The sequence below is a fragment of the Methylorubrum sp. POS3 genome (genome assembly GCF_043352485.1).
GTDB lineage: Bacteria > Pseudomonadota > Alphaproteobacteria > Rhizobiales > Beijerinckiaceae > Methylobacterium > Methylobacterium suomiense.
The window spans coordinates 1,905,441-1,918,162 of the sequence record NZ_JAPRBT010000001.1 but is presented as its reverse complement, the minus strand read 5'-3'; the positions used below and the strand labels follow the sequence as shown (position 1 = coordinate 1,918,162).

Here is a 12,722-nt window from a genome sequence, read left to right as displayed (position 1 = left end):
CGTGCATCCCTCAGGCGTTGTGCGACTCGGGCTGCGCGGCCGGGGTCGAATCGGGCTGCGACTCGTCCTCGGCCACCTCCTCGCCCTCCGTGCCCTCGGCGTCTTCGCCCTCTTCGGCCTCAGCCTCGGGCTCCGGGGGCGCCTCGATCCAGCCGGCCTTGACGCGGGCCGCCATGATGAGGGCCTCCGCCTCGGCTCGCGACAGCTCGAAACCGTCGAGGAAGCCCGCATGACGCACGGCCTCGGGGCCGCGACCCTCGGTGTAGCCGACGAGGTCGTCGGTGGCGCAGCCGGCCAGATCCTCGATCGACTTCACGTCGTTCTCGCCGAGCGCCACCATCATCGCGGTGTTGACGCCGTCGATCTCGCGCAGATCGTCCTCGACGCCGAGTTCGCGGCGGCGGTCGTCCTGCTCCTGCTCGATGCGGGCGAGGTGATCCTGGGCGCGAGCCTGGATCTCGGCCCCGGTCTCCTCGTCGAGGCCCTGGATGCCGGACAGTTCGCCCACGTCGACGAAAGCGATTTCCTCGACGTTCCGGAAGCCTTCCGCCGCGAGGAGCTGACCGACGGTCTCGTCGACGTCGAGCGCTTCCATGAAGACCTGCGTGCGCTCGGCGAATTCCTTCTGACGACGCTCCGACTCCTCGGCCTCGGTGAGGATGTCGATATCCCAGCCGGTGAGCTGCGAGGCGAGGCGCACGTTCTGGCCGCGGCGGCCGATCGCCAGCGACAGCTGATCGTCGGGCACCACCACCTCGATGCGGTCGGCCTCCTCGTCGAGCACCACCTTCACGACTTCCGCCGGCTGGAGCGCGTTGACGATGAAGGTCGCCTGATCGTGCGACCACGGAATGATGTCGATCTTCTCGCCCTGAAGCTCGCCGACCACCGCCTGGACGCGCGAGCCGCGCATGCCGACGCAGGCGCCGACGGGATCGATCGAGCCATCGCGGGAGATCACGGCGATCTTGGCGCGGGAGCCCGGATCGCGGGCGACCGCCTTCACCTCGACGATGCCGTCGTAGATTTCCGGCACTTCCTGGCCGAACAGCTTCGCCATGAATTGCGGGTGCGAGCGCGACAGGAAGATCTGGGGCCCGCGCACTTCCGAGCGGACGTCGAACAGATAGGAGCGGATGCGGTCGCCCGGCCGGAACGTCTCGCGCGGGATCATCTCGTCGCGGCGCACGATTCCTTCGCCACGGCCAAGATCGACGATGACGTTGCCGTACTCGACACGCTTGACCACGCCGTTGAGGATCTCGCCGATGCGGTCCTTGTACTCGTCGTACTGGCGGGCGCGCTCGGCGTCGCGGACCTTCTGGACGATGACCTGCTTGGCCGATTGCGCGGCGACGCGCCCGAAATCGAAGGGCGGCAGGGTGTCGGAGATGACGTCGCCGACGAGCGCGCCGGGATTGTAACGCTGAGCCTGGGCCAGCGTGATCTCGCGGGCGTCGTTCTCGACCTGCTCGACCACGAGCAGGTGGCGCGACAGGCGCAGCGCGCCGCTCTTCGCATCGATCTCGGCATGCACGTCGGTCTCGGCGCCGTAGCGGGAGCGGGCGGCCTTGGCGATCGCCTCCTCCATCGCCTCGATGACGATCTGGCGGTCGATCACCTTCTCGCGGGCCACCGCGTCGGCGATCTGCAGGAGCTCGAGCCGGTTGGCGCTGACGACGGCCATGGGGTCTATCCTCTTATGCGGTCTCGTGGATGTCCGTCCGGGGCTGGGTTCCCGGCCGGATTGGCGTCAGTGAAGGGTGTCGCGGTTCTTCAGACGGGCGGCCTTGGTGACGACACCCGCGCCGGGCTTCGCCTTGGCCCCCGGCTTCTGCGCCGTCTTGAGTCCCTTGGCCTTCACCGGCTTGTCGGCCTTCGGCTTCGGTCGCTTCGGCTGCGGAATGACGCGGAACTGAGGCGCCTCTTCGGCCCCTTCGGCCTCGTCCTCCTCCGTCTCCTCGTCGAAGTCGTCGCCGTCCTGGGGCGGGGCCGAGCCGCGGCGCAGGGATTCCCGGATCAGGTCGTCGGTGAGGACGAGATGCGCCTCCGCGAGATCGCGCAGCGGCAGCTCGATCCGGCTCGGCAGGCCGGGCTTCACGTCGGGCAGGTCGATCGCCACGGTCGTGCCGTCGGGACTCGGGACGTCGATGATGCCGCGAAACCGCTTGCGCCCGTCGAGCGGCACGGCCAGCTCCACTTTCGCCTCGTAGCCGGCCCAGCGCGCGAAATCCGAGACGCGCACCAGAGGCCGGTCGATGCCGGGCGAGGAGACTTCGAGGTAGTAGGCGCCGCCGACCGGGTCTTCGAGGTCGAGCAAGGGCGAGATCGCCCGGCTCACCGTCTCGCACTCGTCCACGCCCATCGTGCCGTCGGGCCGCTCCGCCATGATCTGCACGGTGCAGCCATTGGCGTTCGAGACCTTCACCCGCACCAGCCGGAAGCCGAGGCCCTCGATCGGTCCCTCGACCACCTGGGCGACGCGCGCGGCGACACCCGTCTCGCCGACCAGACGCTTCTCGGTGGGCTCCGCCATGCTGTCGTTCCGGCCCATTCGGCTCGAGGAAAAGGTGACTGCTCGGGTGCAGACGGGCCTGCGGAAATAAAAAAGAGCGGGCCCCGGAGGACCCACTCCCGCAAGCAGCCTATCGACTGCACCAGAAATGATGGAACGTGACTTAGCTCCGACGCTCGCAGAATTCAAGCGGTTCGATGGACCCCGCCGCGCTCCCGCCATCCCCCGCGCCCATCCCAATCCCGACGCGAGAGGAGAGTCCCATGCCCCATCGCCCCGGCCCGGATCCGGACGTCCTGCACCCGATGCCGGGGCAGAACCGCGTGACCTTCATCCGCAACCTTCCCTTGCCGGCGAATGTCGAGGTCGGCGCCTATACCTATTACGACGACCCGGCCGGGCCGCAGGCGTTCCTCGACGCGATCCTCTACCACTTCCCCTTCATTGGGGACCGGCTGGTCATCGGAAGGTTCTGCGCCCTCGCCGCGGGCACGCGCTTCCTGATGAACGGCGGCAACCATCGCCTCGACGGGCTCTCGACCTACCCTTTTCCGATCTTCGGCGGCGACTGGACCGGCCGCTTCGAGGGGGAACTGAACTTTCCCAACCGCGGCGATACGGTGATCGGCCACGACGTGTGGCTCGGCTTTCAGAGCACGATCCTACCGGGTGTCCGCATCGGCGACGGGGCGGTGGTGGCCGCGCATGCGGTGGTCAGCCAAGACGTGCCGCCCTACGCCATCGTCGCCGGCAACCCGGCCCGCATGGTGCGCCGCCGCTTGTCGGAGGCGGACGCCGCGCGGATGCAACGGATCGCGTGGTGGGACTGGCCGGTGGAGCGGATCACCGCGCATTTGCGATTGATCGGCGGCGGCGATGTCGATGCGCTGGAGGCGGTTCGGGACGGGTGATAACGAAGCGCGTCGACGCGCTGGCTCAACCGGTCTTTTCAAGCGGGAACGGCGTCGGCGTCCAGAACGGCTCGACCGCCGTCCCCGCCACGTTCTCACGCTCCCAGCGATGCAGAACTGCGGCGAGCGCGGTGCGGTCGTCATCCATCAGCGGCGGGCCGATCTCGTGGATGCGCTCGCAGAGGCGGGGATAACTCGTCTTGACCTTTTGCCACCAGCATCGGGCCAGATTCAAATTACCCATGGCAATGTCATAGACTAAATTCTCATTAAAGGTCTTACCCCACGTATAATTCATATGTGCCTCTGTAAATGACCGACATGATCGCAAGTCGTCCAGCGTTCTCATGAGGCGAAGAGCTTTCTCGATACGGGCAAGAAGCTCGCTCGACATGATCGGATTATCCCAGAACCAAAGGTCTAATGATTTCGAATCATCGGTCGGTGGATAAATATCGACACAGCAAAAGCCAATGCGCTTCATAGGGTTCGTATTAGGAAGAAAGAGAGGGAGCAACCACCACTTCGGATCGCAATAATGGGCCGACGAAGTTCGTCCGATATGGATCACCCTGGCGACGTGCGTCACGGGTGTCAGCCACAGCGAATGGCTGGCGACGAGAGCAAGGTCCGGATGGCGCTTCAAGAGCGGGCGGACAAGCCGCCGGACCTGCCGAGCGGTCGTCATGAGCGAGGCTTCACCTGAATCACAATAACCCGAACCGTATCAGGAAAATGCCTGCCCGCGGCGGCAACAAGCTTGAGCGCGCGATTGCTACTGATGGTGGCGCTCCCAGTCTTAAAATCGTAGACGCAGGTCGTTCCCGGCGCAGTTCTCTCGAAAAGATCGATTCTGGTTGAGTATCTGTCCCCATAGGACGTTTTCTCAGAGTTTTTGTCGAAAGAAATCTCCGCTACAAAATTTGGATCGCCCTGCTTGTTCACAACGGCAGCGATCCAAGCGTGAACCTTGTCGCCGAAGTCCTGTGCCGAACGATACAGCCCGCTTGCGCGCACGCTCCGAACGGCCTGCTCAGCCAACGCCTCGACCTCACCGTTCCGCCGACAGGCTGCGTCGAGCGTTCGCTGATCGATGCGGCCCGCGAACGCGGCCCTCACCGTGTTTTCGGTCAGATCGACCGCGTACTCGTTCGCCGTAAGGCCAAGGACGGCTTTCCCGAATTGATCGTTCCGCGTCGACAGGACCGCGAAGAGCGACCCCACGAGCCTGATCGTTGCTGCTGTCGCGGCAGGGACCGCCGGAAGAAACGTCGATTGAACGAACGCCTCCGGCTCCGCGCCCGCGGCGGTGAAGGTGCTGCGCCCGAGCACCGCCCCGGTCCCGCCGTCGCGGATGGTCTGCGTCAGCCCCGAGGTCTCGAAGATCCGGCTCTGGCCGTCCGGCGCCGTGACAATATCCTGCGTGTCGTAGTCGCGGCGACCGGACCGGATGCGCAGCGAGAGGACACGCGTCCCATCTTCCAGAACGGTCTGCTCGCGGTGGGCGACATCGTCGCCGGATCCACCGGATCGCACGCCAATCGCTTGGCCGCCGCCCGCAGGGATCCATTGGCCGCCATCCGGCTGGCCCGCGGGCGCCCGCGGCTGATCGGCGGAGAACTTGCGCCGCAGGATGCGTTCGTGTCGGACCGCCTCGATCTCGAGGGATGCCCTTGTCAGGAGGCCTCGTATGGCCGCGCTCTCGGTGCGGAGGCTCTCACGATGGTTCATGCCGCAACCCTCCTGTGCGAGCGACAGGAAGATATGCATATTACAACTTTTGGTAGTTTACAAGAATGATGTCCTATGCTGGGATGGGTGTTGTATCGGTACTGCCCAAACGAAAACGCCGCCCCGAGGGGCGGCGCTTCGCAAGATCATCGATCCCGCGCGAGGCGTCAGGCGGCCCGCTTGGCCTTGCTGAGCAGCTTGCGGTTCACCAGCACCTCGGCGATCTGCACCGCGTTGAGGGCCGCGCCCTTGCGCAGATTGTCCGAGACGCACCAGAAGTTCAGGCCGTTCTCGACCGTGGCGTCCTCGCGGATGCGGGAGATGTAGGTGGCGTCCTCGCCCGCCGCCTCGTGCGGGGTCATGTAGCCGCCGTTCTCGCGCTTATCGATCACCAGCACGCCCGGGGCCGAGCGCAGGATCTCGGTCGCCTGCTCGGGAGAGAGCGGGCGCTCGAACTCGACGTTCACCGACTCGGCATGGCCGATGAAAACCGGCACGCGCACCGCGGTCGCCGTGAGCTTGATCTTGGGATCGAGCATCTTCTTGGTCTCGGCGACCATCTTCCACTCTTCCTTCGTGTAGCCATCCTCCATGAACACATCGATGTGCGGGATGACGTTGAAGGCGATCCGCTTGGTGAACTTCTTCTGCACCACCTCGCCGGCGGTGAAGACCGCGCGGGTCTGGCTGAACAGCTCGTCCATGGCGTCCTTGCCGGCGCCGGAGACGGATTGGTAGGTCGAGACCACGACGCGCTTGATCGTCGCCGCCTCGTGCAGCGGCTTGAGCGCCACGACGAGCTGCGCCGTCGAGCAGTTCGGGTTGGCGATGATGTTGCGCTTGGTGAAGCCCTCGACCGCGTCGGCATTCACCTCGGGCACGATGAGCGGCACGTCGGCGTCGTAGCGGAAGGCCGACGAGTTATCGATCACCACGCAACCGGACTGGCCGATGCGGGGGCTCCACTCCTTCGAGGCCTCGCCGCCCGCCGACATCAGGCAGATGTCGGTGTCGGAGAAATCGTAGGTGTCGAGGACTTTGACCTTGAGGATCTTGTCGCCGAAAGAAACTTCCTGACCCTGGCTGCGGCGCGAGGCGAGCGCCACGACCTCGTCGGCCGGGAAGGCGCGCTCGGCCAGGATGTCGAGCATCTCGCGGCCCACATTGCCCGTGGCTCCGACGACGGCGACCTTGTAACCCATCTGTCCAACTCCGCTGCGCGGGCGGGATTTGTTGCGCGATGACCGGCCCGCTCCCCGTTCCGGTCGGCGGATGCGCCGAGCGGACCATCAGGGGAATCCATAGGCCGAAGCGCCCGCCCCGACGCGGACAGGGCGAGAGATCCGGCGCGCGGAGCAAGATGCCCGCCGGGCCCGACTGTCAAGGGGGCGGAGCGCAGGCCGGCAATGATCCGTGACGGCGTCGTGACGGAGTGGGACGGCTGAAACGGGCGATTCACCATCGCCCGAGAATCACGAGGATGCCGCCCGGCGCGGCAACCCGCCGGTGGGAGGTCCAGGGGCAGGATGGCCTCAACCCCATCCACCACGCCGAGGCCGCGCCATGCCCCCCTCCCCTGCCGACGGTTTCGTCGCGGACATGCGCGACGCCGGTCCCGAGGGACGGCTCGACCGATCCCGCGAGAGCGCGCCCGATCTCGACAGTCTGGCCAGCCCCCGCCGCCTGTCGCGGACCCGCCTCGTCCTCCAGCTCAGCGTCTGCGCCGCCCTGATCGCCGGATTGTCGCTCGCGGCCCGCGATCGCCTGCGCGCCCCGGAGCCGGCCCGGAGCTGGACCGATCCGCCGCGGGCGGAGCGGATCGCGCCCCGGCAGATCGCCGCGACGGAACCCCTCCTGACCCTGACCGATGCCGCCTTCAGCCCGTCCGCACCGCCCCCCCGCGCGGAGCCGAGCCGCTGGGATGCCACACGCGGCCAGCGCGAGGACAGCGTGAGCCAGGGCGGCTTCGATGCCATCGAGGCGCCCTGGCTTCTCGTGACCGCGACGGATGCGGGGGCCCGCACCGAGCCGCCGCCGAGCCTGTTCGTGACGCTGGTGCGCCGCGCCGCCGACGGGCGCGGCCTCGCCGTGACCCGCACCGGCGAACGCAGCGTGGTGGCGACCCGCTACGGCACCTTCGAGACCCTGGAGACGGTCCTGAGCGGCGACGGGACCCGGACCTGCACCGGCTTCCGCAGTCTCGCGCTCAACACCGTCCATCTCGATGGCTGGCTCTGCGGCATTCTCGGTCAGGCCCCAGAGAAGCGGGAGGTCGCCTGCGCCATCGACCGGATCGCCCTGTCGGGCCGGGTCGCGGCGGCACTCGGCGCCGGGGAGGCGGCGGGCCAAGGCGGATCGACGGGCGGATCGACGGGCGAGACCGCCTGCGGGCCCGACACGGTCGCCAAGGCGGTTCCGGGCGACCGGACCGGATCGATCGCCGTGGCGGCCATGGCCGGGGCGGCTGCGGCGACGGGTGCCGCCCGGCACATTACGGCGAAAGCACGGCGGAAATGATCGAAGCGCGGCCACAATCGGGGAACAACGGCCACGCCTGAACGTCTACTCCACAGCAAGACGGGATTCTTAACGAAGGCCCCGATACGGTCCCTTCGCAATCAACAAGGTGTGCCATGCGCTCGACCAAGATCGCCCTCCTGGGCGCCATGACCCTCGCGGCAATCGGCTTCGGCACCGGCGCCGAGGCCCAGGGCCCCTACGGCAACCCCGGTTATGTGCGCGTGAGCCAGCCCCTGCCGATCCGCATCCGTCCGCGCTCCTGGCTCGATGCCGGCAACGTGGTGGAGCCCGGCAACGGCTCGGTGTCGAACCCGGCCACCAACCCGGCCTTCATCGCCGCCTCGAACCAGCTCAACCCGGTCTACGGCCGCAACGATCGCTTCGGCAACGGCATCCTGCCCGACCCGATCACCAACGGCCCGTTCATCGGCGCCCGTTCGACCGCGATCCGCAATGTCGACCTCTCGTTCATCGACGGGATCGACCCGACCTCCTACGTCTCGCGCACCGGCATGAACCCCTACCGGTAAGAACTTCTCTTCGATTTCGGACGATGGCGGGCCCTGCGGGGCCCGTTTTCGTGTCGGGGGATGAACTCGTGGAGACGCGGTCCACGGGCAAGCGTCCTCTCTTCTCCGCCGTCGTTCCGGGGCCGCGCAGCGGCACCCGAAATGACGGCGGAGCGATTACGCCCCGCTCCGCAAACCCGTCTCGATGATCCGGGCCCAGAGCGACGCGCCGTAGGGGATCGCCGCGTCGTTGAAGTCGTAATCCGGGTGGTGGAGGCCGGCCGAGGGGCCGTTGCCCATGAAGATGTAGGCGCCGGGCCGGTGGGCCAGCATGTAGGAGAAATCCTCCGCCGCCATCATCGGCGCCACGTCCCGCTCGACATTGTCCGAGCCCACCACCTGCGCGGCCACGTCCGCCATGAACTCGGTCTCGGCCGGGTGGTTCTCGGTGGCCGGGTAGCCGCTGGCGAAATCGACGGTCGCGCGCGCGCCGAAGGCGGCGGCGACCCCGACCACGATCTCCTGGATGCGGCGGAGCACGAGGTCGCGCACCTTGGGCGTCAGCGCCCGCATGGTGCCGCGCAGCTCGGCCCGCTGCGGCAGCACGTTGAAGGCGTGCCCCGCCTCCACGGCGCAGACGGAGACCACCGCCGCGTCGATCGCCTTGACGTTGCGAGCGACGATCGATTGCAGGGCGACGACGACGTGGCTTCCCACCAGCACCGTGTCCACCGCCGCGTGCGGCAGGGCCGCGTGTCCGCCCCGCCCCTCGATATGGATCGTGAAGCGGTCGGTCGAGGCCATGATCGGGCCGGGGCGGATCGCAAAGGTGCCGAGCGGCTGATCGGGGATGTTGTGGAGGCCGTAGACGGACTCGACGCCGAAGCGCTCCATCATGCCGTCCTTCACCATCGCCTCGCCGCCCCCTCCCCCTTCCTCGGCGGGCTGGAAGATCAGCACGGCGCGCCCATCGAAGTCGCGGGTCTCGGCGAGATACTTGGCGGCGCCGAGCAGCATGGCGGTGTGCCCGTCATGGCCGCAGGCATGCATTTTCCCCGGCACGGTCGACCGATAGGGCAGATCGCGGGCCTCCTGGATGGGCAGCGCGTCCATGTCCGCGCGCAGGCCGATGGCGCGGTTGGAGCCGTGACCCCGGCCGCGGATTACCCCGACGACGCCGGTGCGACCGATGCCGGTGGCGACCTCGTCGCAGCCGAAGGCCCGCAACTGGTCCGCGACGAACCCGGCGGTGCGGTGCACGTCGTATTGCAGCTCCGGATGCGCGTGGAGATCGCGCCGCCAGGCGGCGATCTCATCGGCAAGGCCGGCGATGCGGTCGATGACGGGCATGGATCCCAATCCTTGCGGAGCAACGTCCGAACGTCCCGGATCGTCCCCAGCAAGCAGAAGGCCAAGGCCGGGTCAACGGCGAAGCTTGTTGAGCGGACCGACCGCGGGTGGGGCGACGGGCCGGCTTCGCCGCCCGGCCGCGCGAGGCCGGAGCGTGATCGTCGGAATGCGGCTTGGCGGGCCTGCGCGCCGGAAACGCGGCCCGCCCGTCGAGCGGGCGCCGATCCAGTCCCGGCCCGCCGTCACTGTCTGCCTGCCAGATCGTCGAGGATCGGGCAATCCGGGCGTCCGTCGCCGCAGCAGCGCTCGGCCAAGGTCTCCAGGGTACGGGCCATGGCCTCCAGTTCACCGATGCGGCGGCGCAGGTCGGCGACGTGGGCAAGCGCCAGCCCTTTGACCGCGGCACTCGCCCGGGATCGATCGCGCCAGAGCGCCAGCAGATCGGCAATCTCGGCCATCGAGAAGCCGAGGTCGCGGGCGCGGCGGACGAAGCGGAGCGCGTGGAGATCGCTCTCGCCGTAGACGCGGTATCCGGAGGCGGTGCGCTCGGCGGGGCCGAGCAGCCCAGTCTCCTCATAGTAGCGGATCATCTTGGCCGACACGCCGCTGAGGCGGGCGGCCTCGCCGATGGTGACGCTCATGACGTTCCTCCGGCCCGGCGCAGCCGCAGGGCGTTGCCGACCACGAACACGCTGGAGAGCGCCATCGCCCCCGCCGCCAGGACCGGTGAGAGGAGCGGCCCGCCGAAGACCGCCAGCAGGCCGGCCGCCACCGGGATCAGCGCGGCGTTGTAGGCGAAGGCCCAGAACAGGTTCTGGCGGATATTGGCCATGGTGGCGCGCGAGAGCGTGACCGCCTCGACCAGACCGGTGAGCGCCCCCGACATCAGAACCACGTCGGCGCTCTCCACCGCCACGTCGGTGCCCGTGCCGATGGCGATGCCGATCTCGGCTTCGGCCAGGGCGGGCGCGTCGTTGATGCCGTCGCCGACGAAGGCGAGCGGCCCGTGCGCCGCGCGCAGGGCCCGCAGGGCTTCGACCTTGTCCTCGGGCCGGAGTTCGGCGCGGACATCGTCGATGCCGAGCGACCGGGCGACAGTCTCGGCCGTCGCGCGGGCATCGCCCGTCAGCATCGCCACGGTGAGACCGCGGGCGCGCAGGGCCGCGATGGCCTCCCGGGCCTCGGGCTTCACCGGATCGGCCACCGCCAGCAGGGCTGCGAGCCGTCCCTCGACCGCGAGATAGATCGGGCTCCGTCCCTCGCCGGCCAAGCGCTCCGCCTCCTGCTCCAGCGGAGCGACCGCGATGCCGAGCCGCTCCATGTGACGGCGGCTGCCGAGCGCCACCGCCGCCCCCTCGACACGCGCGGTGACACCGTGGCCGGGGACCGCCACGAAGTCGGTGCTCTCCGGGAGGGCGCCGATCTCGCCCCGCGCGGCCTCCGTCACGGCGCGGGCGATCGGATGCTCGGAGCGCGCCTCGACCGCGCCGGCAAGCGTGAGGACCTGCGACCGCGCGAAGTCCGGAGCGGGTCGCAGATCGGTCAGGCGGGGGCGGCCTTCCGTCAGGGTGCCGGTCTTGTCGAGGGCGATCGTGCGGGCCTCCTGCAGGGCCTGGAGCGCCGCCCCCTGGCGGAACAGCACGCCGCGCTCGGCGGCGCGGCCGGTCCCGACCATGATCGAAACCGGCGTCGCGAGTCCCATGGCGCAGGGGCAGGCGATGATGAGCACGGCGATGCCCGCCACGATGGCGTGGCCCAAAGCCGGCGCCGGACCGAACGCGAGCCAGCCGATGACGGTGAGCGCGGCGACCGCCATCACGGCGGGCACGAACCACAGGGTGATCCGATCGACGAGCGCCTGAACCGGCAGCTTGCCGCCCTGCGCCTCCTCGACCATGCGGACGATGCGGGCGAGCACCGTGTCGGCTCCGGTGCGGCTGACGGTGACGTCGAAGCCGCCGGTGGTGTTGAGCGTGCCGCCGACGACGTCGGCGCCCGCGCCCTTGCGCACGGGCACCGGCTCGCCGGAGATCATGCTCTCGTCCACGTAGGACTCGCCCGCCACGATGGTCCCGTCGGCGGGCACCCGCTCGCCGGGGCGCACCCGCACACGATCGCCGACGCGCAGGCTCTCCACCGGCACCTCGCGTTCCGCATCGCCCTCGAGGCGGCGGGCGATACGAGGCGAGAGGTCGATCAACCGGGCGATGGCGGCGCCCGCCCGACCGCGGGCGCGGGCTTCGAGCGTGCGGCCGAGCAGGATCAGGGTGATGATGAGGACGCTCGCCTCGAAATAGAGATGCGCCGCGCCGGCCGGGAGCAGCGCGGGCGCGGCGACCGAGACCAGGGAATAGAGGTAGGCCGCTCCCGCTCCCAGGGCGACGAGGGCGTTCATGTCGGGGTGGCCCCGCAGGAGGTTCGGCACACCGATGCGCAGGAAGCGTTGGCCGGGCCCGGCGAGCACGAGGGTGGCGAGACCCGCCTGGAGCCACGGCACCGTCCCCGCGCCGAGCCAGCCGGCGAGGGCATGGTGGAAGCCGGGGATCAGGTGGCCGCCCATGTCGAGGACGACGATGGGGGCCGCCAGCGCCGCCGCGATCCCGAGATCGCGGCGCAGGGCCACCTCTTCCCGCGCCTGCCTTTCCGCGGGCGTCGTCCCGGCACCACGGTCGACCGCATGGGGCGTGTAGCCGGAGGCGCGCACGGCCGCCTCGACATCGGCGAGCGCCAGGGTGCCGGCGGCGTGGCGCAGCTCGGCCCGCCCGGTGGCGAGGTTGACGCTGGCCGAGACCGCGCCGGGCAGCCCGAGCAGCGCGCGCTCGACACGGGCCGAGCACGACGCGCAGCTCATGCCCTCGATCGAAACGGCGGTGACGGTCTCGGGCACCTCGTAGCCCGCCTCCCGGATCGCTTCGGCGACCCCGGTCGGTGAGGCATCCCCGGACAAGGTCAGGCTCGCCCGGCCGGTCGCGAGATTGACCGATACGTCGCGCGCGCCCGGCAAGGCGGCCAGCGCCCGCTCGACGCGTCCCGTGCAGGAGGCGCAGCTCATGCCCGCGACGGGCAGGCTCAGGCGTCGCGGCTCTTCCGCAGCGGCGAGGGCATCGGGGTGATTTGCAACAGCGTCCATACCCGCACAGATGGTGCTTCCCATGATGGGAAGGTCAAGGCGCTAAAGTCCGGGAA

11 protein-coding genes are annotated in these 12,722 nt (G+C 69.1%); 3 read left to right on the top strand and 8 right to left on the bottom strand.

Annotated features, from left to right (window positions below; all coding sequences use genetic code 11):
• Positions 1-10: 10 nt before the first annotated feature.
• Together nusA and rimP are read right to left on the bottom strand one after the other, a co-directional pair.
• A complete protein-coding gene (gene nusA / locus OWC43_RS09140; protein WP_393956432.1) occupies positions 11-1,687 on the bottom strand; it encodes a transcription termination factor NusA in 1,677 nt (558 codons plus the stop codon).
• A 66-nt stretch (positions 1,688-1,753) separates the two neighbouring features.
• Entirely contained in the window at positions 1,754-2,536 is a 783-nt protein-coding gene (gene rimP, locus OWC43_RS09135) for a ribosome maturation factor RimP (RefSeq protein WP_137829432.1), read from the bottom strand.
• Positions 2,537-2,778: 242 nt separating this feature from the next.
• Between rimP and OWC43_RS09130 the strand changes: the two genes are divergently transcribed.
• Entirely contained in the window at positions 2,779-3,426 is a 648-nt protein-coding gene (locus OWC43_RS09130) for a CatB-related O-acetyltransferase (protein ID WP_137829433.1), read from the top strand.
• A 25-nt stretch (positions 3,427-3,451) separates the two neighbouring features.
• Here the strand turns inward: OWC43_RS09130 and OWC43_RS09125 are convergent, their stop codons facing one another.
• The 3 genes from OWC43_RS09125 to OWC43_RS09115 form a co-directional block, all read right to left on the bottom strand.
• Positions 3,452-4,114 (bottom strand): hypothetical protein, encoded by a 663-nt coding sequence (locus tag OWC43_RS09125; RefSeq protein ID WP_393956431.1) that lies wholly within the window; start codon positions 4,112-4,114, stop codon positions 3,452-3,454.
• A complete protein-coding gene (locus OWC43_RS09120) occupies positions 4,111-5,196 on the bottom strand; it encodes a hypothetical protein (protein WP_393956430.1) in 1,086 nt (361 codons plus the stop codon). The genes OWC43_RS09125 and OWC43_RS09120 overlap by 4 nt, the downstream gene beginning before the upstream one ends.
• A 128-nt stretch (positions 5,197-5,324) precedes the next feature.
• Complete coding sequence (locus tag OWC43_RS09115) at positions 5,325-6,359, bottom strand: aspartate-semialdehyde dehydrogenase (protein WP_393956429.1); 1,035 nt, start codon at positions 6,357-6,359, stop codon at positions 5,325-5,327.
• Between the two features lie 361 nt (positions 6,360-6,720).
• Here OWC43_RS09115 and OWC43_RS09110 point away from each other — a divergent pair, with 361 nt between their 5' ends.
• Together OWC43_RS09110 and OWC43_RS09105 are read left to right on the top strand one after the other, a co-directional pair.
• Positions 6,721-7,674 carry a hypothetical protein gene (locus OWC43_RS09110; RefSeq protein WP_393956428.1) on the top strand — a complete coding sequence of 318 codons (954 nt, stop codon included), beginning with the start codon at positions 6,721-6,723 and terminating at the stop codon, positions 7,672-7,674.
• A gap of 116 nt (positions 7,675-7,790) precedes the next feature.
• A complete protein-coding gene (locus OWC43_RS09105) occupies positions 7,791-8,207 on the top strand; it encodes a hypothetical protein (protein ID WP_137829437.1) in 417 nt (138 codons plus the stop codon).
• A 156-nt stretch (positions 8,208-8,363) separates the two neighbouring features.
• On the opposite strand, the gene OWC43_RS09100 is transcribed toward OWC43_RS09105, so the two are convergent.
• The 3 genes from OWC43_RS09100 to OWC43_RS09090 form a co-directional block, all read right to left on the bottom strand.
• On the bottom strand, positions 8,364-9,536 hold the full coding sequence (locus OWC43_RS09100; RefSeq protein WP_393956427.1) for a M20 aminoacylase family protein: 1,173 nt from the start codon (positions 9,534-9,536) through the stop codon (positions 8,364-8,366).
• A gap of 242 nt (positions 9,537-9,778) precedes the next feature.
• Positions 9,779-10,177: a Cu(I)-responsive transcriptional regulator gene (gene cueR, locus OWC43_RS09095; protein WP_137829439.1), complete on the bottom strand. Its 399-nt coding sequence runs from the start codon at positions 10,175-10,177 to the stop codon at positions 9,779-9,781.
• Positions 10,174-12,666 carry a heavy metal translocating P-type ATPase gene (locus OWC43_RS09090; RefSeq protein WP_393956426.1) on the bottom strand — a complete coding sequence of 831 codons (2,493 nt, stop codon included), beginning with the start codon at positions 12,664-12,666 and terminating at the stop codon, positions 10,174-10,176. Before OWC43_RS09090 ends, cueR begins: the two co-directional genes overlap by 4 nt.
• Positions 12,667-12,722 lie beyond the last annotated feature (56 nt).

Coding starts and splice junctions, on each gene's coding strand:
- nusA (WP_393956432.1), bottom strand. CDS start 1,687: ATGGCCGTCGTCAGCGCCAACCGGCTCGAGCTCCTGCAGATCGCCGAC.
- rimP (WP_137829432.1), bottom strand. CDS start 2,536: ATGGCGGAGCCCACCGAGAAGCGTCTGGTCGGCGAGACGGGTGTCGCC.
- OWC43_RS09130 (WP_137829433.1), top strand. CDS start 2,779: ATGCCCCATCGCCCCGGCCCGGATCCGGACGTCCTGCACCCGATGCCG.
- OWC43_RS09125 (WP_393956431.1), bottom strand. CDS start 4,114: ATGACGACCGCTCGGCAGGTCCGGCGGCTTGTCCGCCCGCTCTTGAAG.
- OWC43_RS09120 (WP_393956430.1), bottom strand. CDS start 5,196: ATGCATATCTTCCTGTCGCTCGCACAGGAGGGTTGCGGCATGAACCAT.
- OWC43_RS09115 (WP_393956429.1), bottom strand. CDS start 6,359: ATGGGTTACAAGGTCGCCGTCGTCGGAGCCACGGGCAATGTGGGCCGC.
- OWC43_RS09110 (WP_393956428.1), top strand. CDS start 6,721: ATGCCCCCCTCCCCTGCCGACGGTTTCGTCGCGGACATGCGCGACGCC.
- OWC43_RS09105 (WP_137829437.1), top strand. CDS start 7,791: ATGCGCTCGACCAAGATCGCCCTCCTGGGCGCCATGACCCTCGCGGCA.
- OWC43_RS09100 (WP_393956427.1), bottom strand. CDS start 9,536: ATGCCCGTCATCGACCGCATCGCCGGCCTTGCCGATGAGATCGCCGCC.
- cueR (WP_137829439.1), bottom strand. CDS start 10,177: ATGAGCGTCACCATCGGCGAGGCCGCCCGCCTCAGCGGCGTGTCGGCC.
- OWC43_RS09090 (WP_393956426.1), bottom strand. CDS start 12,666: ATGGACGCTGTTGCAAATCACCCCGATGCCCTCGCCGCTGCGGAAGAG.